The sequence below is a fragment of the Arthrobacter hankyongi genome (assembly GCF_022012395.1).
Lineage (GTDB): Bacteria > Actinomycetota > Actinomycetes > Actinomycetales > Micrococcaceae > Crystallibacter > Crystallibacter hankyongi.
Genome location: NZ_JAKLTQ010000004.1, coordinates 46,919 through 68,445, shown reverse-complemented (window position 1 = coordinate 68,445; position 21,527 = coordinate 46,919). Strand labels below are relative to the sequence as shown.

16 protein-coding genes are annotated in these 21,527 nt (G+C 64.6%); 5 read left to right on the top strand and 11 right to left on the bottom strand.

Features of this window, described 5'->3' with window-relative positions:
• Window positions 1-44 precede the first annotated feature (44 nt).
• A complete protein-coding gene (locus LVY72_RS07955; RefSeq protein WP_237819477.1) occupies window positions 45-1,817 on the bottom strand; it encodes a hydantoinase B/oxoprolinase family protein in 1,773 nt (590 codons plus the stop codon).
• The gene (locus LVY72_RS07950; protein WP_237819475.1) at window positions 1,814-3,898 is read right to left on the bottom strand and encodes a hydantoinase/oxoprolinase family protein; all 2,085 of its coding nucleotides are present in this window, start codon (window positions 3,896-3,898) and stop codon (window positions 1,814-1,816) included. Before LVY72_RS07950 ends, LVY72_RS07955 begins: the two co-directional genes overlap by 4 nt.
• 812 nt (window positions 3,899-4,710) lie before the next feature.
• On the opposite strand from LVY72_RS07950, the gene LVY72_RS07945 reads away from it, so the two are divergent.
• The 3 genes from LVY72_RS07945 (at window position 4,711) to LVY72_RS07935 (ending at window position 7,517) form a co-directional block, all read left to right on the top strand.
• Window positions 4,711-5,487: an SDR family NAD(P)-dependent oxidoreductase gene (locus LVY72_RS07945; protein WP_237819473.1), complete on the top strand. Its 777-nt coding sequence runs from the start codon at window positions 4,711-4,713 to the stop codon at window positions 5,485-5,487.
• A 151-nt stretch (window positions 5,488-5,638) separates the two neighbouring features.
• Window positions 5,639-6,844, top strand: a complete 1,206-nt coding sequence (locus LVY72_RS24600) for a cytochrome P450 (protein ID WP_237819471.1) — start codon at window positions 5,639-5,641, stop codon at window positions 6,842-6,844.
• Between the two features lie 268 nt (window positions 6,845-7,112).
• Entirely contained in the window at window positions 7,113-7,517 is a 405-nt protein-coding gene (locus tag LVY72_RS07935; RefSeq protein ID WP_237819470.1) for a cupin domain-containing protein, read from the top strand.
• A gap of 1,075 nt (window positions 7,518-8,592) precedes the next feature.
• Here LVY72_RS07935 and LVY72_RS07930 read toward each other — a convergent pair.
• From LVY72_RS07930 to LVY72_RS07920, 3 genes are all read right to left on the bottom strand, one after another.
• A complete protein-coding gene (locus tag LVY72_RS07930) occupies window positions 8,593-9,876 on the bottom strand; it encodes a cytochrome P450 (RefSeq protein ID WP_237819468.1) in 1,284 nt (427 codons plus the stop codon).
• Between the two features lie 260 nt (window positions 9,877-10,136).
• Window positions 10,137-10,979 (bottom strand): formyltetrahydrofolate deformylase, encoded by an 843-nt coding sequence (gene purU, locus LVY72_RS07925; protein ID WP_237819466.1) that lies wholly within the window; start codon window positions 10,977-10,979, stop codon window positions 10,137-10,139.
• Window positions 10,980-10,981: 2 nt separating this feature from the next.
• Window positions 10,982-12,091, bottom strand: coding sequence for an aminomethyl transferase family protein (locus LVY72_RS07920; protein WP_237819463.1), 1,110 nt, complete (start codon window positions 12,089-12,091; stop codon window positions 10,982-10,984).
• A 619-nt stretch (window positions 12,092-12,710) separates the two neighbouring features.
• Between LVY72_RS07920 and LVY72_RS07915 the strand changes: the two genes are divergently transcribed.
• Entirely contained in the window at window positions 12,711-13,622 is a 912-nt protein-coding gene (locus LVY72_RS07915) for a bifunctional methylenetetrahydrofolate dehydrogenase/methenyltetrahydrofolate cyclohydrolase (RefSeq protein ID WP_237819461.1), read from the top strand.
• Between the two features lie 1,164 nt (window positions 13,623-14,786).
• Here LVY72_RS07915 and LVY72_RS24880 read toward each other — a convergent pair.
• The 6 genes from LVY72_RS24880 to LVY72_RS07890 form a co-directional block, all read right to left on the bottom strand.
• Window positions 14,787-15,185: an oxidoreductase C-terminal domain-containing protein gene (locus LVY72_RS24880; RefSeq protein WP_372463684.1), complete on the bottom strand. Its 399-nt coding sequence runs from the start codon at window positions 15,183-15,185 to the stop codon at window positions 14,787-14,789.
• A gap of 35 nt (window positions 15,186-15,220) precedes the next feature.
• Window positions 15,221-16,312 carry an NADH:flavin oxidoreductase gene (locus LVY72_RS07910; protein ID WP_269092314.1) on the bottom strand — a complete coding sequence of 364 codons (1,092 nt, stop codon included), beginning with the start codon at window positions 16,310-16,312 and terminating at the stop codon, window positions 15,221-15,223.
• 288 nt (window positions 16,313-16,600) lie between these two features.
• Window positions 16,601-17,848: an NAD(P)/FAD-dependent oxidoreductase gene (locus LVY72_RS07905; protein ID WP_237819457.1), complete on the bottom strand. Its 1,248-nt coding sequence runs from the start codon at window positions 17,846-17,848 to the stop codon at window positions 16,601-16,603.
• Between the two features lie 12 nt (window positions 17,849-17,860).
• Window positions 17,861-18,178 carry a 2Fe-2S iron-sulfur cluster-binding protein gene (locus tag LVY72_RS07900; protein WP_237819455.1) on the bottom strand — a complete coding sequence of 106 codons (318 nt, stop codon included), beginning with the start codon at window positions 18,176-18,178 and terminating at the stop codon, window positions 17,861-17,863.
• A gap of 423 nt (window positions 18,179-18,601) precedes the next feature.
• On the bottom strand, window positions 18,602-18,817 hold the full coding sequence (locus tag LVY72_RS07895; RefSeq protein WP_237819453.1) for a hypothetical protein: 216 nt from the start codon (window positions 18,815-18,817) through the stop codon (window positions 18,602-18,604).
• Window positions 18,818-19,186: 369 nt separating this feature from the next.
• A complete protein-coding gene (locus LVY72_RS07890; RefSeq protein WP_237819451.1) occupies window positions 19,187-20,215 on the bottom strand; it encodes a 3-keto-5-aminohexanoate cleavage protein in 1,029 nt (342 codons plus the stop codon).
• A gap of 356 nt (window positions 20,216-20,571) precedes the next feature.
• On the opposite strand from LVY72_RS07890, the gene LVY72_RS07880 reads away from it, so the two are divergent.
• Window positions 20,572-21,243: a TetR-type transcription factor C-terminal domain-containing protein gene (locus tag LVY72_RS07880; RefSeq protein ID WP_269092313.1), complete on the top strand. Its 672-nt coding sequence runs from the start codon at window positions 20,572-20,574 to the stop codon at window positions 21,241-21,243.
• Window positions 21,244-21,527 lie beyond the last annotated feature (284 nt).

Here is a 21,527-nt window from a genome sequence, read left to right as displayed (position 1 = left end):
GGCCGGGAGCATGCCGGCCCGGCAGCCGTCGGAGCCGGTGTGGATCAGCGGTTTGCCATTGCAGCCCGGCGCTGCGAGGTGGCCGCCTCGTCGACGGCAAGACCGGTCTCGGTCTTCACGAACTCCACCCCATAGGTCTCCCTGGCGTGGTCTTCGGTTTCCCACCGTTCGAGAACATCTGCGAGGACCAGGCTCGGGTCGCGCTCCAGCGGTGAGCCGTATCCGCCGCCGGAGGCATCGAAGCCGTGGATGGTCTCACCCGGGTTCAGGACAACGGTGGCGGTGTTCGGAAGCTTCATGCGGGAGCCGTCGGCCTTTTCCAGCCAGGCTTCGGCGGTCCGGCCCTCGGAACCGCCGGCCACGCCCTTGGAGGGGTTGACCTGGCCGTCACAGGGATAGATCACCGTGACCGGGTCGGCCTTGGGGGTGTACGCAAGTTCGAAGGACGGACCGCCGCGGAACTTACCGGCCCCGCCCGTGTCGGCCACGAGACGAAGATGCTTGTAGAGGATCGGCATCTTGACTTCGTCGACCTCGACCGAGTCCCGGTACATCAGTCCGCTCACGCAGGGGACCCCGTAGGTAACCCAGCCATCGGCATGGGCGCTGCCGGGGCCGCCGTTGGCCGTGACGCACACCTGGTTCACGAAAGCCTCTCCGCTGCGCCGGTCAATGCCGGACAGCACGGCGTAACCGGCGCCCACGCCGACGGCGCCCTCCGCGACGCCGTAGGGCTCGCCCAACTTGGCGAACGCGGCGCCGACGACGTTGATCAGCCGGTCCGTGACGTTCGTGGTCGCGACCGAGCAGCTGTGCGGGAACTGCGGCTTGCCCACTGCGGAGCCCTCGTTCATGTCGATGAGCACACGCCGGAAAGCGCCGGAGTTCTTCGGGATTTTCGTGGGGATCGCGTTGAAGATCCCGCTGAAAACCGCGGCCCGGGTTGTCGCTTCCGTCAGGTTCAGGCCGCAGTCGACATTCGGCCCGTTCTCGGTCAGGTCCACATAGATCCGCCCCTGGTCCGGCTGGATCTGGATCCTGACATCGATCTCCAGCCCGTCCGGCAGGTAAGGCAGGAACGCGTCGTGCCGTCCGGTGTTGTGCAGTGTGGCGGCCGGAAGGTTTTCGATCGCCTTGGTCATCATCTTTTCGCTGTAGTCCAGCCAGTCCTTCATGAACTGCTTGACCGTCTCGACCCCGTACTTGGCGGCCAGTTCCTTCAGACGGCGTTCCGCGATGCGGGCCGCGCCGACCGAGGCCAAGTAGTCGCCGTACCACTGGGACGGAACCCTGATGCGGCTGCGGCACATGCGGATGACGTCGTCGACGTTTTCGTAGTCGGCCTGCACCTTGACGGTGGGGAAGATCAGGGCGCCTTCCTCGTAGACGTCCTTGGCCGCAGCGTGGTAGGTGGTCGGAATGGAGTTTCCGACGTCGGCCTGGTGGGCCTTGGTCACCGCGGTGAACAGGTGCTCGCCCTCGACGAATACCGGGACAAGAATCGTGTGGTCGGCAGCATGGGAGTTGCCGACGTACGGGTTGTTGTCGAGGTAGGCGTCCCCCTCGCGCAGCTCGGGGTGGGCGGCTCGCAGGGCCTGCGCTTGGAGCTGGGCCCCGAAAACGTGTACCGGAATTCCTTCGGCTGCTGCCAGCAGCTCGTCGTCGGCAGTCAGGATCGCACAGGAAAAGTCCCGCGCGCTGTTGATGACCGCAGAGCGGGCCGACCGCAGCAGCGTGTTGGTCATCTCGCGCACGATCCCGTCGATCTTGTTGGCAATGACGGCAGTGCGGATGGCGTCGAAGTTCTTGCTGCTCATGCCTCGTCCTCCTCGATGTGAAGCAGGTAGTTGCCGGTGTCTGCTACCTGGGCAGCCATCCCGGGGTAGATGACAAGGGTTGTGGTGGGTTCCTCGATCACGGCCGGCCCGCTCACCCGTGTGCCGGGGAGTAGGTCGGCCGGCTTGTAGACCGGGGTTTCGATCTTTCCCGCGCCGCCGAAGTAGCAGGTCCGGGTGGAGGTGGGCCTGCCCAGCCGCTCTGCGGCGGCCGGGAAGTCCCGGCTTGAGCGGGGAAGGCGGACTGTTACCCGGGCGCGCCAGTTGAGGAATTCGATGGCCGAATCCGGGTCGCGGACGGCCATGACCCGCTCGTGCAGGTCGTGGAATGCACCGAACAGACGCTTCTGGTCGCTCTGCAGACTCAGCCGGGCAGACGAGAGCGGCACATCGATGGCCCAGATCTGGCTCTTGTACCGGGCCTCCACGCCAAACTCAATGTCGTAATCCGGGTAGTGGTCGCTGAACCGGCCGGCGAACTCGCCGAGCTTTGCCTCCAGCCCCTGGAGGACCTTCTCCACGCTTGCGGCGGCAAAGGCATCCGAGGAAGTGATGAGGGCAGCCGATTCCTCCTTTACGATGTCTGCGAAGTGCATTCCGGAAGCGGACAGGGCCGAGGCGACCTTGGGCAGGATCACCCGGCGGGAGCCCAGCTCGCTGGCGATCTGCATGATGTTGATGCCAGCCGCGCCTCCGCCGGCCACCAGCGTGCTGTCCTGGGGGTTGAGGCCCTGGACGATCGTGATCTCGTGAACCGCCTTGACCATCGCTTCGCTGGCCAGGGACAGGATCCCCCACGCGGTCTCGAGCACGCTCACTCCGAGCTGCGCGGCGACCTTGCCGATGGCAACCTCTGCTGCAGCGACGTCCAGCTGCATCCGGCCGCCGAGGAAGTAGTCCGGGTCGAAGTAGCCGAGGACGCAGGCAGCGTCGGAGAGCGTCGGCTCGGTCCCGCCGTTGCCGTAGCAGGCCGGGCCGGGTTCGGATCCCGCCGACTGGGGGCCGACGCGCAGCAAGCCTCCCTCGTCGACCCAGGCAATCGACCCGCCACCGGCTCCGATGGAGCGGATGTCGACGGAGGAGATGCCCAGGAGATCGCCCTCCCACTCGGGTCCGATCCACGTGTCCCGGGAGTGGACCACCGCGCCGTTGCGCGACAGCCCGACGTCGAAGGTGGTGCCGCCGGTGTCGGCGACTATCATGTCACCGCCGAGCCCCTCGAGAAGGGAGTAGTTGAGGCCGGCGAGAGGCGCCATCGAGGGACCGCTGCGCGCGGTATGGATCGGCGACTCGATAACCTCCTCGATGTTCATCACCCCGCCCATGCTCGTGGAGACCAGGATGGCCCCCTTGTATCCAAACTCGCGGAGGTCCTGTTCCAGCTGCTTGAAGTGCTGCTGCATCAGCGGCTTGAGCGAGGCATCGATCGCTGCAGCGGAAGTCCTGCGGTACTCGCGAATGATCGGTGCGATCTGGTGGGACAGGGTCACCGGCAGGCCGGGGGCCACCTCGGCCAGAAGCTCCGCGACCCGAAGCTCGTGGACAGGGTTGACCACCGACCACAGCAGCGAGACTGCAACGGCCTCGAAGCCGTCCTCACGAATATTCTCCAGCGTCTCGCGAAGGGCTTCCTCATCGATCTCGACAACGACCTCGCCCTCGGAGTTGATCCGCCCCTGGACGCCGAACGTGTGCCGCCGCGGAATGTAGGGATCAGGGTACCGCTTGGTGAAATCGTATCCGTCCTGCTTGCCGCCCTCTTTGAGTACGAGCACGTCCTCAAAGCCGGCCGTGGTCAGAAGAGCGGTCTTGGCGAGGTCTTTGCGCGTCACGATGGCATTGGTCGCACGCGTGGTGCCGTAGATAAAAAGATCGGTGTCAGCCAGGATCTCCTTCGCCGACATCCCCAGCTCGTTCGCAGCGGCCTCGATTGCCTTGGACATGCCGCGGAAGACCCTGTCATGCGTGGTCAGCGACTTGCCGATCACCTGTTGTGATGCCGCGTCCTGCACGACAACGTCGATAAATGTTCCACCGGTATCTGCGGAGACCTGATAGCCCATAAGATTCTCCCTGCTGAATTTTGAGTGCCCCGCCCCGAATAGCCGTTGAAAGTCCGGACGACGGGGCGTCATGGTTGCACTTATTGAATGTTAAGTAAGTAACAGTTGTCAAGGTTTCGGTAAGTCCTCCTGGCTTTCCGGCCGGCCCCCGCCGACTACGCGGTCCGGGCCGGGGAAGCGGCCGCGGCGATGCCTCTTCGACGTGATCGCTGGGCGTCAGTTGCGGCTGTCAGCGGCTCCGGGCAGGCCCGCAAAGAAGCTTTCGGCCTGGCTCTGGCATGTCGCTGAGCCGGCAACGGACAATTTGCCCGAACCGTGAATGCCGGCGCAACCGGCGACGCGGCAGCCCACCCCTGGAACCGCTTACTTTACGGCCGTTCAGCCAGACAGGACCGCCGATCCACCTTTTGGCGGGGGCCAATGCCCCTTTGTTTACCTGCGATCGAAGGAACCGGCACTCGAAATTCGATGACCATGGACCGTCCGATCTCTTGACGAATACTTTAACGGTTATTAAGCTGACGGGGACAACAGCAACTTTGCTCACGCAGAAGTTCAGGATCCGGCAGCCACGCTGCCGGATCGGGGCTGGCGCACCAGCGGAAGACGGGAGGTGCCGCTGTGCGCCGAGCGTACTGGAGCGGCGGACCGTGAGGCTCCCGGCACGGGAACAACCTCAGCCGCCTCGGCGGGCCTGGACAGGGGAACTGCCCGGGCGGCATATAAGTCAACCACAGCCGCTCGCCGAAGCCGGTCAAATTAATGAACCTTAATGGCCGCTACGGCTGGTAGCGGCGGGAAGTCGGTGTTTCTTGACAACATTCAACGAAGACAGCGTTGTGATCGTTACCGGGGCGGGGTCCGGGATGGGCGCCGCCATGGTACGGGAATTCGTGGCCGAGGGCGCCCGGGTGGCAGCCTTGGACATCAACCTAACGAGCGCGCGGCGGACCGTGGACGAACTGGACAACCCCGACAGGGCGGTGGCGGTCAAGGTCGACGTCGCGGACCCGGAGTCAGTACAGGCCTCCATTGATCAGGTGCGTACGTGGGCCGGACGAATCGACGTGCTCTGCAATAACGCGGGCATCATCGACAGCTTCCAGCCGGCGCACGAGATTTCGCTGGCGGAGTGGGACCGGACCATCGCGGTGAACCTGACCGGTCCGTTCCTCATGGCCCGTGCCGTCATTCCCCAGATGCTCGAGCAGTCCGGCGGCGCAATCATCAATACTGCCTCCATCGCGTCCCTCAGTGCAGCGGGAGGAGGCACCGCGTACACGGCAGCCAAGCACGGGGTGCTGGGCCTGACACGCCAGCTCACGTTCGACTACGGCCGGCGCGGCATCCGGGTGAACGCCATCTGTCCGGGGGCGACTCTCACCGGGCTTACAATGCCGGACGGCGGCTCCGACACCCTGCCCGACAACGAGGACGAGATTGCGCGTACGCCTGCCGGGCGTTGGTGCCAGCCGCGGGAAATCGCCCGCCTGGCCGTCTACCTGGCGAGCAAGGACGCGGACTTCATCCATGGCGCCGCGATGGTCATCGACGGCGGCTGGCTGACGGCCGCACGAAATCCCATCTGACATGGAGAGGCCGGCCGCCTCCCCCTCCCAAGAAGTCACCCTTCCAGCCGGCCGCCGATCCTCTCTCGGCCTTTTTCATGAGCAAGGGAAAGGTCCCATCAGCACAATCAAGGTCCTGTTCAAGTCTCAGGACATGGATGAAGGAGACACTGTGACAACGACACAGCATTCGATCACCGCACCCCCCGGCGAAGACCTCCTGCCCTGGAGAGACCCGGAATTCGTGAAGGCCCCGTGGCCATGGTTCGCGCGTGTGCGCGAGGAGTACCCGATCCTCCAGCTCGAGAACGGGACGATCGTCATCACCCGGTACGACGACGTCGTCGAACACCTCAAGGACCCCTCGCTCGTAGCCGTGCCGCCGGAAGGGATCGGCGACAGCCCTTGGGCCTCCAACCTCAACTCGGTGCTGCTTACCGAAGGCGAAACGCACAGCCGGATCCACAAGTCGTTCAGGAAATGGTTGACCCCTAAGGCCACCAAGGGCATGGGTGAGGTGGCCGCCGAGTCGGCGCGGGCGGCCCTGGACAGGATGGGCCCCGACGGCATCATCAATGCACACCGCGACCTCGGGGTGCAGCCCGCCCAGGACGCGATGGCAGCTGCCTTGGGGGTTCCGCGTGAAGACGGCATTCCCTACATTGTCGCCACGAATCAGACGATGGACTCGCTGGGATGGGAGCCGACCGCGGACGAGAAGACCCGCGCCTGGGAAGGCTTCGGGTTCATGATGTTCAACGCCGACCGTCTCATCCAGGAGAAGCGGCGGAATCCCGGAGACGGGCTCCTTGACGCGATGATCAAGATCACTGATGAGGGCGGACTGACGGAGCGCGAGCTCAAGGAGTCGATCCAGATTCTGTGGGGTTCCGCCGCCCACAACCCCGGCTACTGCATGGCATCGGCACTTGCCGACTTGGCTGCCTATCCGGAGGCGTGGAAGGAATATCGGGAGAACCCCGACGCGCGTACCGCCATCATCAACGAGGCGTTTCGGCGTGCGCTGCCCGAGGTGCTCGTCGACCGATACACGACCGAGCCCTACGAGATTCTCGGCGTCACGATTCCCCCGAACACGCAGGTCCGGTTCATTCTCGGCGCTGCCGTACGCGACCCGGAAGTCTTCCGGAACCCCGACGGGTTCGACTGGACGCGTCCTCCGGCCGCGAGCATGGCGATCGCCTTCGGCGCGGGCACCCACAGTTGCTGCGGTCAGGGCGTGGCGCGTGTCGAGATGCGAGCCGTACTCGATGTCCTCGCGGAGCGGGCCGAGAAGATCGAGGTCATCGGAGAACCCCAGTGGGTCTTCTCCGACCGTCACCGCAACTGCGAAGGGCTGACCGTCCGGCTTTCGTAGCCATCCGTCAGGTGCGCCGGCCGTCATGACAACGTGACTGCTGGCCCTCCCGCCTGGCCCCCAGGGCCGCTGAAGGCGCCCACCACTCCGAGACGGGCGCCTTCAGACTTTATGGGCCCAGTTTCGAGTCGACAGTGTGCAGTATCCGCGGGCGGGCCGGGGCGCCCTTTGCCGAACTGCCGCTGCTGCACGCAGTTGCGGGCGCGCGTCGGGGCGGTTGTCGATCATCCCGCGGCTCCCTGACCCTTTCGAAGATGGAGGCACAGCCATGAGCACGACAACCAATGACCGCGAGGCAGCGAAGCCCGAACTCATCGTCTCCGGACCGCTGACGCAGGTTTCAGCGAAGACCCCGCGCATGAAGGCGCGCTGGGTCTTCAACACTCGCCCTGAGGGATGGGACACCTACGCCATGTCGGAGTGGGAACTTGACCGGGCCGGCTTCGCCGACCACCATCCGCATGACGAGGTCAGCGTCGTCCTGGACGGTGAGCTGCACATTCGCGTCGGCGACACCGAGGTGGTGGGTCGCCCGGGTGACACCATCCGTGTACCTGCTGGGCACACCGGCTACTATTGGGCGCCCAAGTACGCCCGGATGCTGGGCATCTACGGTCCGAACCCTGATGGAGAGGATTCCCAGTACCTGGAGTACTGGGAGATCGACGACTGAAGACGTGCGACTCGTGGGCGGTTGCTAGGGATTGTTGCCACGCCGCTTGTGGGTCAGGTGGTGTCGAGTAGCTCACCCAGGCGCTCGGCTGGGGGCAGCCGAGCGCCTTACATGGCCAGCCGTTGAGTTCCTGGACCGCGGGCTCGAGATCGCCGGACCGAACCTCGACAGGCCGGTGGGCTTGGGGAATTACTATGCAGCAGCCCGTGGGTGTTCTAATTCAGACCGCACAAGTGTTTTGAAGGGTGTTTATGGCGGCCACCCGTCCGGCCCGTGTCAGCCTGTGCGAGGAAGTTCCGCCGGCTGGCGATTACGGCTTCGCGCGCCCATCGGAAGCGTGTGTTGCGGTGGATGCCCACCTGCCCGGCGGCGGTCGTCATGCTGCCGGCCTGGTCCGGCACCGCGAAGAAGCAACCGGTCCTTGTCCTGAATGGCGCGCTGGCTTTGACCCGACGGAACCCCTGTGAACGCGGCCCGGTTGTTGCAGCTCCTCTAAATCCGAGGTGTTGCAATGTCCGTTAGAACTCGCAGATCACCTGGGCAGCCTCGGAATGTCCTGCTGCTACAGCCTTGGATCATCTGAAGGCAGCGCGAAGTTCTTGGACGAGGTCGCATTGCCGTAGCCGTCTCCAATCGTTTCCGTAGACCGGGCCCAGCCAGTCCCGGCAATCCAGCGGCAGTCGGTCCAGGACGTGAACCGGGCCCGTACCCTGAACTAACCACGCTGGTGATCGACCCCGGGACCTCGACGGCCTTGTACGGGGCGTGGGTCAATCCATGAACGTCGTCAGGGGTCGATTTCCTGCCCTCATCAGCATGGGGTCCAGCCTGCGGCGGTGACCGAGTATTGATGCTGTACCCGGCTTTCCACCACGGAAAAGGTCGGTGCGCGCTTTCACGACCAGATCGATCGTGACCCGCTGAATCACGGCGAGCCTCATATTCAGTCGGCGTGAGCGTGGCTCAAAGGCGCAGTGATGACTACGAGTGTTGGACCGCTGACCCTGAAGAGGGGCACTCGGGGAGGCGCTCGCCGGATGCCCCTCTTGCTGCCGCGGTAGCGAAGGTAGGGTCCTCAGTTCCCCAGGCGAAGCGGAAGCTTGGTGAAGTGGCGTGAGAAGTCGGTGTTGTCCATCTCGAATGGCCCGGCCAGTTCGATGGACTTGAACCGCGAAGCCACCGTCTCGAAAATCGTGCGCGCTTGGGCACGCGCATACCCTTGGCCCGCGCACGTGTGTGGACCAAGGCCGAAGGACAGGTTCTTGCTGTGATCCTGCGGGCGGCGGAAGTCGAAGCGATGCGGGTCCTCGAAGAACGCGGGATCACGGTTCGCCGCGCCCATCATGAATCGGATCCGGGATCCCGCTGGAATGTGCACGTCGCGGATCGTGACGTCTTCCAACGTCGTCCGGTAGAAGGAGAGCTCGGGCGGGTCATACCGCACGATTTCATTGATGATGGCATCGCGGAATTCTTCACTGTCCCGGAACGTCGCATAGACGTCGGGCAGTTCCGCGAACACACGCAGGCCGGCCGCGATAAGGTATCCGACGTCCATGTGGCCGAGGCTGTAGAGCATGAGGGCAGTCGCCCGCATCTCCTGGCTGGACATGGTTCCGTCACGCTCCGCATCCATCAGCGCGTCGATCAGGCCTTCGGCTGGTGAGGTGCTGCGGGCTTCAATAATCGCGTCCACACGCCGCGCGAGCCTGTCGAAACCCCCAGCCGCCATCTCCCACGTTCCCGGACGCGGACGGGCCGACAGCATCGGCATCGTCTCCGCCATCTCGGCCATCACCTCGATCGCCTCGTCGTCGTTCACCTGCAGCACCCGGCACATGGTGCGGTGCGTGGGCAGGACCGAGAGGTCGCTCCATCCGTCCAGCGTGCCCCCCTGCATCTCGTCGAGGATTTCGTTCGTGACTGCGGCTGTCGTGGTGACCCACTCGCGGACCGCCCTCGGTGCGAACCACTTCGTCGTCTGTCGGCGCAAACGGGTGTGGTCAGGAGCATCACGGCCGATGATGGTGGAGCTCGCGACGGCCCAGGGCCCAGCGGCATCCCATCCGGGCTCGACCGACATGCACGGCATCGGACCGAACTCCATGACGTCGTCGTAGCGTGAAACCACGTAGGCGCCCGTATCATCCAGCAGGACCGGCACCTCCGCCTGGGCGCGGGCGTACCACGGGTTGGGATCCCGCTCGAACTCGGGGCCGTCCCACGGGTAGTACTCGTACGCGGACAGCTTTCCATCCCCCGGTGGGAGCACCGTGCAAGTGTTCAGCGCGATGCCTCCGAACCGGTGGGCGGCACGGTCGTCGTGTACGGTCTCGGTCGGCAGTGCCGTGCTTTCCATGAATTCCTCCAGGTCTTTCTTCCTTGTGTTGTGTCACCGGGGCTGGGAAGGCTCCAAGCGGCGCTTTCCTATGACATTGCTCGAGTCGTTAATATCCTCCGGAATCGCGGCCATCGATGACTGCCGTGTCACTGTTTGGGCCGAATCCCATGAGGCGATCCGTCCCGTGACGAATTGAACTCAACGGGGCTGGCGTATCCGCGCCGCCCGTGCACCGGCGTTTGCACACGCGGTGCACGGGCGGCGCGGATACGCTCGCTTTAGGCGAGGATGACCGTGTGCTGTCCGGAGAGGAAGACGCGGTCGTCGGCATGGAGCTGCACCGCCCGCGAGAGTACCTTCCGCTCCACGTCGCGGCCGATCACCACGAGGTGTTCCGCGCTGCTCCGATGATCGACGCGCACCACATCCTGCTCGATGATCGGTCCCTCATCGAGGTCAGCGGTCACATAGTGCGCGGTCGCCCCGATGAGTTTGACGCCCCGCCCCTTGGCTTGGTGATACGGCTTCGCACCCTTGAAACTCGGCAGGAACGAGTGGTGGATATTGATGATCCGACCCGCGAAACGTGCGCAGAAGTCGTCGGAGAGGACCTGCATGTACCGGGCCAGGACGATGAAGTCCGCGCCGCTCTCTTGGACCAAGCTAGACAGTTCCTGCTCCGCGGCGGCCTTGGTCGCGGCAGTGACCGGAATGTGGTGGAAGGGGACACCGGCCGCCTCGACGACACTGCGCAGGTCCTCGTGGTTCGATACGATCATCGGGATCTCAATCGGCAGCTCCCCCCGGCGGTACCGGTACAAAAGGTCATCCAGGCAGTGATCGAGCTTCGAAACCATGATCAAGGCTCGCCGGCGGTCACTGCCTCTCCGCAACTCCACGATCGGATCGAAGCGGGCAAGACCGTCCACGAGCTCAGTGCGAATCACTTCCGGGTCTTTCTCCGACTCGAACTCGACCCTCACGCTGAGCTGCCCGCTACTCTCGTCCGAGTACTGCGCGCTATCAAGGATGTTTCCGCCGGTGGCCACGATCCCACCGGTCATTGTATGGATGATGCCGGGCTGATCCGCCGCCCGCAAACGGAGTACGTAGCGTTCCAAGATCAGCTCTTAACGCGGGTGCGCTCGGGGTCATAGGCCGGCGTCCGGCGGACCGTCGCAGCAGCCGGCCCCTGGTCAGTGTCGATCTCGAGCGCAGTGCCAATGCGGGCGTGCGCGGTGTCCACACGTGCGAGGGCAAGAGTCCGGCCCCCGAGCGCCGGTGACGAAACGGCCATCGAAACGCGCCCGACCGGCTGTCCGTCCAGAAGCAGGGGTCGGCCGTCCAGGCCGTCGGCGGCTGCCGTCGTCTCCACGCTCACCAGACGGGCGCGAACGTTGTTCTTCTTTGCGAGCAGCGCGTCCCGTCCCTGGAACGGCCCCTTCTCGAAGTCGACCGTCCAGCCCAGTCGGCACTCGTATGGTGTGGTCGAGCGGTCGTATTCGTACTCGTTCATGACCATGCCAGCTTCGGTGCGGGCCACAAGGATCGCTTCGAGGCCCATGAGCTCGATGCCGAGGTCGCGTTGGGCCAGGATCGCGTCCCAGAGCGTATCGGTGTGCTCGACAGGCACCATAACCTCATAGCCGAGCTCAGCCGTGAACCCGAGTCGAAGGATCGTCGCAGGGACGTCCGCCACCTCGACGTCGAGAAGTGCACCGTAATAGGGCAGAGCCTCGTTCGAAACGTCGGCCGTGGTCAGGCGCTGTAGCAGGGTGCGGCTCAGGGGGCCCTGCAGAGACACGGCCGCGAACTCGGCGCGACGATCCGTGACCGTCGTTCCCTCCGGCACCGCCTGCTCCAGCTGCTGCTGCGTGAGCTGCTCACCGCCGAGCACAAGAACACTCTCCGGGGAGAGCTTCACGACCGTGACATCCTCGATCATGAAGCCGTCGTCATCGGTAAACACTCCATAGGCCACACGACCGACGGGAAGCGCTTTGACGTTGCGGGAGAAGACCTTGTCCACCGCCGCGACGGCATCCGGGCCCTCCACGAACCACTTGCGGATCGTGGAATACTCGAGCGCGACAACGGCCTCGCGGAGCGCCTTGTACTCCTTGGCCGGATCGCCGTAATGGAGGGCAAAGGGCCGGCCAAACGAGTCTGCCCACTCGGAGACGCGGTCGGCGAAGCGCGCGGTTGTCGGGTTTGGTTCAAGCTCTACTGGCATTGGCATTTGTGACGACCTTTCGCAGATTGGCATGCCGCCGTTCGCCAGCAACTCGCCTCCACTCTCACGGAGCGGGCGCGACGCTGGGGGTAAGCGCGGCGGCGAACGATGCAGGAAGACTACCGATAATTTAACGGTCATTCAATAGGTCTCGGCTAAATCGAAACAAATATTGCAGCGGCCGCAATTCAAAGGATCCACAACGCGCACCCATTGACCCTAGGGCTGGCTGAACATATGTTAAGGAGAGGTGCTCCTCGATGAATCGTGAGGCCTGCCACCACGCTGCGAGTCGGTTCAGTCCTTGAAATACTTCTGCGCGAGTCGCCTCCGGCCATGCGGCGCCCCGGATCTACGGCGATTCGCGCGCTGGACTCGCTCACCTCCACGGCGGGACCAGCCCAGAGGAACGAAGCCCCTGAGACGAAAAGGGCGTGGCCGGTGGGAGGGAGCGAACGCCGGATCGCCACAACGAGCCGTGTCCGGCCCGCGGGCCGGGAGCCCGGGCGGGAATAGCGGCTCCGGCCGAGACCGACTTCCACAGCTCTGGGCAAAAGACCTATCTATCACGTTCATTTACGCACAAGGAGAAAAATTGTCCGTTACCACGGGGAGCCCCATGCCCACCCAGATGCTCCAAGGAATCCTTGACGGCAAGAGCACCGCCCGGGTGATCAAGGCCGAACTCGCTGAACGCGTGGCAGCCCTCAATGCTGCCGGGATCGTTCCCGGTCTGGGGACCGTTCTCGTCGGAGACGACCCGGCGAGCCACTCATATGTCTCCGGAAAGCACAGGGATTGTGCCGAGATCGGCATTAAGTCGATTCGGTGCGACCTTCCGGCCGATATCAGCCAAGACGCCCTAGAAGCGGTGTTGGATGGCCTAAATGCCGACCCTGCCACCACGGGTTACATCGTTCAGCTGCCCCTGCCCTCACACCTGGATCAAAACAGGATTCTCGAGCGAATCGCCCCGGAAAAGGACGCCGACGGCCTTCATCCAACCAACCTCGGCCGACTTGTATTGAACGTCGGTGATGACCTTGACTCACCGTTGCCATGCACCCCCCACGGCATAGTCGAACTGTTGGACCGGCACGGCATTTCGCTCAATGGGCGCGAGGTTCTGGTCCTTGGCCGCGGGGTAACGGTCGGCCGGCCCTTGGGGCTCCTGCTGACACGTCGCGCCATCAATGCAACCGTAACCCTGGCTCACACGGGAACTAGGAATCTTCCAAGCTTGATCGCCCGCGCGGACGTTGTTGTAGCGGCAGTTGGAGTGCCCGGTATAGTCCAGGCTTCCCAGCTCAAGCCCGGCGCGATCGTTCTGGACGTGGGCGTTTCACGGGTTGTCGATGCGACCTCCGGAATCGCGACGCTCAGAGGCGATGTTGAGCCAGGTGCTGCCACTGTCGCGAGCTGGATGTCCCCCAATCCTGGAGGCGTAGGACCGATGACCCGCGCCATGCTTCTCGCCAACGTCGTCTCGGCCGCCGAGCGGACCTACCGCCGCACGAGTGGTAAGGCTTGAACAAAGAACGGGCGCCACACGGCCTTGACGAAGAACCTCACGAGCGGCCGTTATGGGCCTTCCAGTACCGTGGAGCACGGCGAGGTGCTCCGCTTAGCTGACCGTTCGGAGAACGTTGACGTGCGGCCGGCAATGGCTCGCGTCCTACAAGCCGGCGACGGATCTGCTGCTGCCGCTGTCCCCGTTCAGTCGGGACCTCCTGCACAGGGCAGCCGCTTGTCCCGGGCGCCGGCCCCGGCCGTCGCCTCGTAAGCCGCCCGCCCATCGAACACTTTCCGCGCGAACGTCGGCCGGAAAGGACCGCGGCTCAGGCAGCATGTCTCGGCGCCCTATCCGCACGGGCTGCCCGGGGCTTCCCTCGACCGCCTTGGCTTCCGGGCTAACGGTACCTCCGGCAGATCCATCCCGCCACAGCCTGCACCCCTGCGCCTTGCCGGAACCGATAACCGCGAAAAAGGCAACTGCACCATGAAGAACGGAGCCGCCGAATGCACCCGCCTCCAACACGGCGACCGCATCGACATCCGCGGAGTGGACATACTCACCAATGGCGAGCGGAGGAGACCAGGCCGCAGCTCTACATCGTGCCGCTCCGGGAACCGAGCACCGGGAAACGCAAAATGCTCTCCACCAGCGAATACCGCATCATCCGGCACGAAACCTGATCCAGCCGTACACACCCTGCCCCGCGCATCGAGCAGGCAGGGCTGGAACTTCTTGACCCTCCTCTTAGAAAGACGTCAGGGCATGACCCGGCGAAGCATCCGATCATCCAGCATTGATGACTTCGGCCAACTTCCCAACCCCGCCGCCGAAGGACTCGGGCACCTGGCAGGCCAGAAGGCGGCCTCGGCATCCCAGCCACCAAGCCAGGTCCGGGCCAACTCCCCGTCGAACTCAGCGAAAACATGCCCTACGGAATCCCCTCAGAGGCAGTAAGCTGACCGGCCGCGGCGGCAAAGCATTACCGGTTCACGCCAATCGCCTCGGCGTTTCAAGTCTCCTGCCGGCACCTCCGATGATGACGGACATGCGGGCCTTCGCCTCGGAAGGGCCCTGTTTCGCGGCGCAGCCTTGCTGTGCCCTCGACCGATGACCCCCGATTCAAGGGCTGCCGTTGCCCTACGCCGCCCTCCCACACGCCGGGTCCATCCCCGCGATGCCTCAGGCTCTGAGGCGCACTTGAGCAAGCCTTGCGCGGAGGCCCGCTGTCAACAGCGGGCGGAACCCGGGGCCTCTCCGGCCTGGCGCATGCTCCCGTCCGCCGTCCGATGCGGGGAGAGAATCGCCTGTGTCGCGGTTCACATATCTCCGGTTATCTGTTCTGGACGCACCGTCCAGCCGTTGGGCCATGCTGCTGTCAGGCAGACGCGCCACCCGCCTATGGTCCCCGCAGGGAAGATATGACCGGTGGCTGACACGCCGGGAGATGGGCCCGGCGGGGCGTCCGCCTTCGAACACGGCCTCGGCCGCGTCGGCAAGCCCCGCGATCTGCAGCTTCACAGGGCCCTGGTTCGACCAGAACCAAGGTGCAGGGCTTTGGCGAGCGGTCCAGCTTGCCAAAGCCCTGCACCAACCAGCGGGAGCGCGGAGGACGTTCAGCTGAGCCTTTCGAGATCCTCGGCCTGGAAGGGGCGGATCTCATCGAAGCGGCAGTTTCGGACTTTGCGGACCCATCCGGGGTCGCTCAGGAGCACGCGGCCCACTGCTATGAGGTCGAACTCGCTGCGGCCGAACTGTTCGAGGAGCGGCTCGAGCCCGGTCGTCTCGGCACGCCCGCCTTCCTGCCACGCGACGTGGAACACCTGATTGAGGCCGACCGAACCCACGGCGATCGATGGCAACCCCGTGATCTTCTTGGTCCACCCGGCAAGACCGAGTCTTCCGTCCTGCCCCTCGACTTCCGGGAACGCGGGCTCCCAGTGGCGGCGCGTCGAGGCGTGGAAGACCGAAACCCCGGCCTCCGCGAGGGTGGTGAGGATGGTTTCGAGCTCGGCGGGTGTCTTGGCGATGCGGGCCGTGTAATCGCCCTCTTTCCATTGGGAGAAGCGATAAATGACGGGGATGTCGGAGCCGACCGCGGCGCGCACAGCCGCGGCGACCTCCGCGGGGAAGCGGGTGCGCGACTCGAGCGAGCCGCCGTAGACATCATCACGGTGGTTCGTGCCCTCCCATTGGAACTGATCGAGGAGATAGCCGTGGGCTCCGTGAAGCTCGAGGGCGTCGAAACCGATGTCCTTCGCGGCCAGGGCCGCCCGCGCAAAGTCGTCCCGGATGCGCTCAAGCTCGGCGATGGTTGCGGCACGGCCGTACGCGGCACCCGACGCCGACACGCCCGACGGGCTCAGGGTGGGCAGCGCCGGGTTGTAGCTGGGGTGATCCATGCGCTCGGCGCCCAGATGCCACAGCTGAGGTGCAATTAGTCCTCCCTCGGCGTGCACGGCGTCGACGAGGCGCTTCCATGCGGCAAGCTGCGGCTCACCAAACAGGCGAGGTACCCGCGTGCTCTCCCCGGAATCCTCCGACACGTACACGCCCTCGGTGATCAGGAGTCCGACGCCCGCTGCGGCCCGGCGGGCGTAGTAGGAGATCACCTCATCCGTGACGATGCCCGCCGGGGAGAATTCGCGGGTCATGGGCGCCATCGCGAACCGGTTGGGGACGCGGAGCGCGCCAAGCTGACGCGCCAAGCTGAACAGGGGTGAAGAGGCCTGCGTGGGACGGAGGGCGGCTCGCCGCCATCTGCGTTGTCAATTTACTCCATGGATCGCTTGGTGAGGGATGACGTGCTTGTGCACAAGTGGTCTGGGATCCAGACACCTCCGGCGGCGCCATCAGTCGGCCCGGGGGCAGCCGGCAGCGCGCGCCCACGGGCCCCTTCGAGGCCAAAGCCTGCCGGCTGACGGCGGCCAGGGCCCGCCGTCAGCCCATGGAATCCCCAAGGCCAGAGCTCTCTAGACGCGGGACCAGTTTTGCAATCACGAAGGAGTCATTGCGGAAGAAGAAAGGTTTCGCGCGTATGCCTTGAGGTCGAAATCATGGTCCCGGGCCTGCTCCATCGTGATGCCGGCGTCGTGTTCGAGAAGCTTGCGGGCTGCGACGTGGTCTGCCGGTGCGTTGACCGACTCGACGGCGACGAGTTGCCCGTCGCGGAAGAGGAACTGGCTGAACTTTCCCGTCGAGCGGTTTCCGCGTTCGATCACGACGTCGGCCGGATCCGCCAGCCCCGCGATCTGCAGCTTCACCGGGCCCTGATTCGACCAGAACCAGGGCGCGATGTCGTAGCGTGAGGGATTGCCCGCGATCGTCTTTGCGACGGTCTTGGCCATGTCGGTCGCGTTCTGCACCGATTCGAGCCGCAGATTGCCGCCGAAATGGTGCGACGGGAATACCGCGAGGTCGCCTATGGCGTACACGTGCGGCACGTTCGTGCTCAGGTACTCATCCACGAGAATGCCCCGATCGCATTCGATCCTCCCCGCGGCGGCGAGGTCTTCGTCGGTGACCACGCCCAGACCCACGACTGCGAAGTCGCACGGATAGGTCACGCCCGAGGTGCCGGCCACGGCGGTGACCCGGCCTTGCTCGCCGACAAAATGGTCAAGGCCCTCGTCGAAGTGCAGCTTCACTCCCAAGTCGGTGTGCACCTGCGTGAAGTAATCCGACATTGACGGCGACAGCACGCGCTGCATAGGGCGCTGGGCGAAATCGATGACGGTAACGTCGAGCCCGCGCTGCGCTGCGACCGCCGCGAATTCCAGGCCGATGAACCCGGCGCCGACCACCACGACGCGGCCGTATCCTCGATCGAGCTGGGCACGCAGGGTCTCTGCATCCTCGACGGTGCGCAGGTAGTTGATGCCCTCCAGACCGTTGCCCGCGCAGTGGGCTCGGCGAGCTTCGGCGCCTGCTGCGATGATGAGCTCGTTGTACGGGATGGGCTCCCCACCCTTAACGAACACCAGCTGAGCTTGGCTGTCGATGCGCACGACCTCCACCCCCGTGCGCAGATCGATGTCGTGCTCGCCGTAAAAGGCGGCACCGCGCAGCGGCAGGGGCGCGGGATCACCGCCGGCCTTGATGTAGTCCTTCGACAGCGGCGGACGCTGATAGGGCAGGTGCTCGGCTTTGTCCAGCAGGACGATCCGATCCGCATAGCCCTCAGTGCGCAGCGACTCCGCCGCCTGCACGCCGGCGTGTCCGGCACCGATGATGACAGTGCTCATGTCACGCTCCGATCAGTTCTGGCTCTGAGGGAGGTCGACCTCGATCTCGCCAAAGTCGCGACCCGCAACGACCCGACAACCCAGCCGCGAATTATTGAGCCGATCGTCGGCCGTGCAGTCGAGCATCTCGTCTTCTTCCTCGGAGATCTCGGGCAGATCGACATCACCACGTACGTACACGTGGCATGTGGCACACATCGTCTGGCCCCCGCATTCGCCGATGATGCCGCTGACGCTGTTGCTGAGCGCGGCGCGCATGATCGAGGTGCCCTCAGGGACCTCGACCGTGTCGGTGGCCCCGCCGGCGTGGTGGTACGTGATCTTTGGCATTGGTTTCTCCTCATACTGCGCTTCGTGCTCTTATCCTTATTTAACGTTAATCAAGGAAGAGGGTCAAGGCCTTTTCATGAACTGGATCACTCCCGCGGCCCCATGCCGGGCGAGCCCGATGACATGCTCGGCGCGTACCCTCGGCCAGCCCTGGCGGGGCATCGGACACGGTGCCGATAAGAGCAAACGCGGTTTGGGCCGCAGGGCCGCGAAAGTCCCGCGCCCGCGATCAATGGCAGGGGGACAGCCTCCGGCGGCGGCAGTGTGGCCGCCGCAAGTGCCGGACGGCTGCGCACTCCAAAGCGGCGGACGGTGCACGGCAGCCGGTCAGGAGGGCCTATTCCGGCCATCTGGCCGTCCGGTGAATCCAAGGGAACTGTGTCGTTCAGGCCTGGGCCTCGACGAACGTTCCAGCGGCGGCGTTTACGAGTTGACGCGCGCCTCGTCGGATACCGTCACAACCGTATAGCCCTCCGCCTTGTCGTACAGGGCACGTACATCGACCCCGTAGGCTGCAAGCCAGAGCGCCCCCGCATCCTCGGTCACGGCATCCACCAGTCCGGTACGAATGGTGCGGCCGTCTTTTTGAATCTGAACCTGCAGGCCGACCAGGTTTTTCCACTCTGCATGATCTCGCATGGGGCTGCCTTTCCCATCGTGATTAGTTGTTCTGTCCGGGAACCGGCCCTGCCTCCGGGGGCCCCTCGCACCGCAGGGGTGGGGCCACGGTCATCCAGCGGACGTGGGCGCAGAAGGCTGACGGGGGCGGGAGGTTAGCCACGTCGACACCCCTGGCGCGATCGTGTCCTCGGTCGCCGCAGCCATCCGTTCCTCTGCGCTTGCGAAGGCACGTCCTGGCGGATCCCAAGGGAACCCGGCCTCCGCTGCCTGGTCGCCGTCCGAGGAGGGGCAGGCGTCACCAAGAATGGTTGAAGCCCTGCTGCCCGGTTGGTCCGCCTTGCTTGTGTTGGACTGACCGGGCCGCAGGGCTTCAGGTTTAGGCCAGGCTCAGCGGCTAGCCGCGGCCTCGGTCCGGGACTTCAGGCCCATGATGGCCCGAGTTTCAGCGGGGGTGGCGACGCGGCGGCCGACGACTTCGGCCAACTGCTGAGCGAGCTGGAACGCCTCGAGGTTGCTGGTCAGCTTGTCCTCGCGGTGCGGCCACTTGTAGTAGGTGTCTTCCATGCCGACGCGGATGTGCAGGCCCATGACCGCGGCGAGGGTGGCCAAGTGCGTCGAGGCGCGCCCGGCGGCACAGACCATGATGACCGCTTCCGGGTCGACGTCGCGGATGGCCTCGACGGTCCGGGTCAGGCCGGCAACCATCTGACGCGGGTTTTCCATCGGGCTGCAGCCGGGCAGGGCCGGCAGCACCAGCCAGATCGCTCCGGACTTGAACAGGCCGGACTTGAACAGGTAGCGGTCGGCGTTGGAGACGTCGGCGTCGGTGTAGACGGCGATTTCGGGCACGGACCCGGCCTCGAGGATCTTGCGGGTCTTCTCCAGCAGGATCGGCGTGGGCTTGACGAACAGGGAATCTCCTATATAGGTCGCGGTGCTGTTGATCGGCGCCGCGTCGAGCAGGCCCGAGTCGAGGACATCGCTCATCTTCTCCCATTCCCCGTCCAGGGCCGGGACCAGGCAGGCGTCCACGGGCACGTCGGGGAATTCCTCATGCAGGGGCTGGATCACGGCCTCGAACCGCTCCGGGGACAGGACGTTGTAGCCGTCCTCGTCCCGGACGTGGATGTGGATCGCGCTGGCGCCGGCGGCGGCGGCCTCCCGCGCCGAGGCGAGGATCTCCTCGGTGGTGATGGGCTGATGGGGGTTCTGATCCTTGCGGAAGAACGCCCCGGTGATTGCCACCGAGACGATCATCTGCTCCGGGATTTCGGTCCACGGCTTCGAAATCGGCGCGTCGTGGAAGCAGGAGTGTTCCAGATCCATGACCGTGGGAATGCCGTACGGCCGCCAGATCATCTTCTTGTTCTCGCGCGCAACACCCTTGGATACGCGGTCCCAGTCGATATTCGTCATGACTCTCCTCGTCATTGTGGATTGAAGTGAACTTGGCTGAAAGAGGGCCCGGCTTGTAACTGCCCTTCCGTGGGGAACGACCCCTTGCACTATTGATTTAACATTCATTAAGGAGAAGCGTCAAGAGGTCAGTACACTTGGTTTGGACGCAAAACATCCGGCTCTGACCGAGGTTGGTGTCTGTCCAGTCGGGGACGGCAACCGAAGCACAGCCGGCAAGGATGGCGGATCGTCGGGAAGATACCTCGTCAAAGAGATTCTGCCGCAGGCGTGGCCGCCTTGTCGTTGTTGAGCACCAGGTGGGAACTGACCGTTCCGCTGACCGCTATTTCGACTGCTGCCATTGGGAGACGAGTATGCCGAAAGCACCTAAGCCACCGAGCGTAAGCCGCGAACGGATTTTGGAGGCCGCCTCGAACAGGTTCCTCCGGAACGGCTATGCGGGCACGCCCCTGGGTTCTATTGCCGCGGACATTGGCATCACTACACCGGCCCTCTATTGGCACTTCAACTCAAAGGAGGAACTGTTCTCTGCCGCCCTCGAACAGGTGCTGGTCAGCTTCGTTACCTATGTCAGGGATTCGGTGGATGCAACGGAACCGGTGTCCCGTTTGGCTCAGACAGTGGCAGCTCACGTGACCTGGCAGCTCGAACAGGCGGAGGTTGCGTCCGCCTATGCGGCTACGGTGGGAATGAAGGCCCTCTTGACGGATCTCAGCGACGAGCATCAGACCAAGCTCATCGGAATTCAGCGAGAATACATGCGGGACCTAAGGTCTACGCTGGCCGCGGGAAGGGCGTCCGGGAAGTTCGAATACTCGGACGAAGGGGTCGCCGCCTATGCGATTGTTACGATGTGCGAATACGTGCATGTTTGGTTCAAGCCGGACGGACGCATGACAGTCGGCCAGGTCACCCGGCAGATGGTCAACCTCGCGCTCCGGTCGGTGGGAGCAGACGAGGAAGCCGCAGGCGGCAGATTTTCCGGAACGGTATCGGGCGCACTCGCGGCATCGGCATCCGGGTAAGCGGACCCAACAGTGTGCACGGATGATCTCCGGCCCGTTTCCGCCGCGCGAGCAGGTGTGTAGCAGTTTCCTCCGGACATTACGGCACTCAACCTAACAGCCGATCGCCGCGCCCTCTCACCGAGCCTGATCCGGGTTGGCTGCTTCAGGTGCCGGCCCGCACGGGCGGACGCGGAAACGAACGCTGGACGGCCGTTTCCCTGTCAGCCAATGCGAAGTCCGCCGGGCAGCTTCGGTAGGCCCGGGCTGCTCGGCGGACTCCTTTTGACAGGGCCATCTTAGGT

What these genes read in the sequence shown, in the direction of transcription:
- LVY72_RS07890 (WP_237819451.1), bottom strand. Translation starts at nt 20,215, where the DNA reads ATGACGAATATCGACTGGGACCGCGTATCCAAGGGTGTTGCGCGCGAG.
- LVY72_RS07950 (WP_237819475.1), bottom strand. Translation starts at nt 3,898, where the DNA reads ATGGGCTATCAGGTCTCCGCAGATACCGGTGGAACATTTATCGACGTT.
- LVY72_RS07930 (WP_237819468.1), bottom strand. Translation starts at nt 9,876, where the DNA reads ATGGAAAGCACGGCACTGCCGACCGAGACCGTACACGACGACCGTGCC.
- LVY72_RS07920 (WP_237819463.1), bottom strand. Translation starts at nt 12,091, where the DNA reads ATGCCAGTAGAGCTTGAACCAAACCCGACAACCGCGCGCTTCGCCGAC.
- LVY72_RS07915 (WP_237819461.1), top strand. Translation starts at nt 12,711, where the DNA reads ATGCCCACCCAGATGCTCCAAGGAATCCTTGACGGCAAGAGCACCGCC.
- LVY72_RS07955 (WP_237819477.1), bottom strand. Translation starts at nt 1,817, where the DNA reads ATGAGCAGCAAGAACTTCGACGCCATCCGCACTGCCGTCATTGCCAAC.
- LVY72_RS07895 (WP_237819453.1), bottom strand. Translation starts at nt 18,817, where the DNA reads ATGCGAGATCATGCAGAGTGGAAAAACCTGGTCGGCCTGCAGGTTCAG.
- LVY72_RS07905 (WP_237819457.1), bottom strand. Translation starts at nt 17,848, where the DNA reads ATGAGCACTGTCATCATCGGTGCCGGACACGCCGGCGTGCAGGCGGCG.
- LVY72_RS07900 (WP_237819455.1), bottom strand. Translation starts at nt 18,178, where the DNA reads ATGCCAAAGATCACGTACCACCACGCCGGCGGGGCCACCGACACGGTC.
- LVY72_RS07880 (WP_269092313.1), top strand. Translation starts at nt 20,572, where the DNA reads ATGCCGAAAGCACCTAAGCCACCGAGCGTAAGCCGCGAACGGATTTTG.
- LVY72_RS07935 (WP_237819470.1), top strand. Translation starts at nt 7,113, where the DNA reads ATGAGCACGACAACCAATGACCGCGAGGCAGCGAAGCCCGAACTCATC.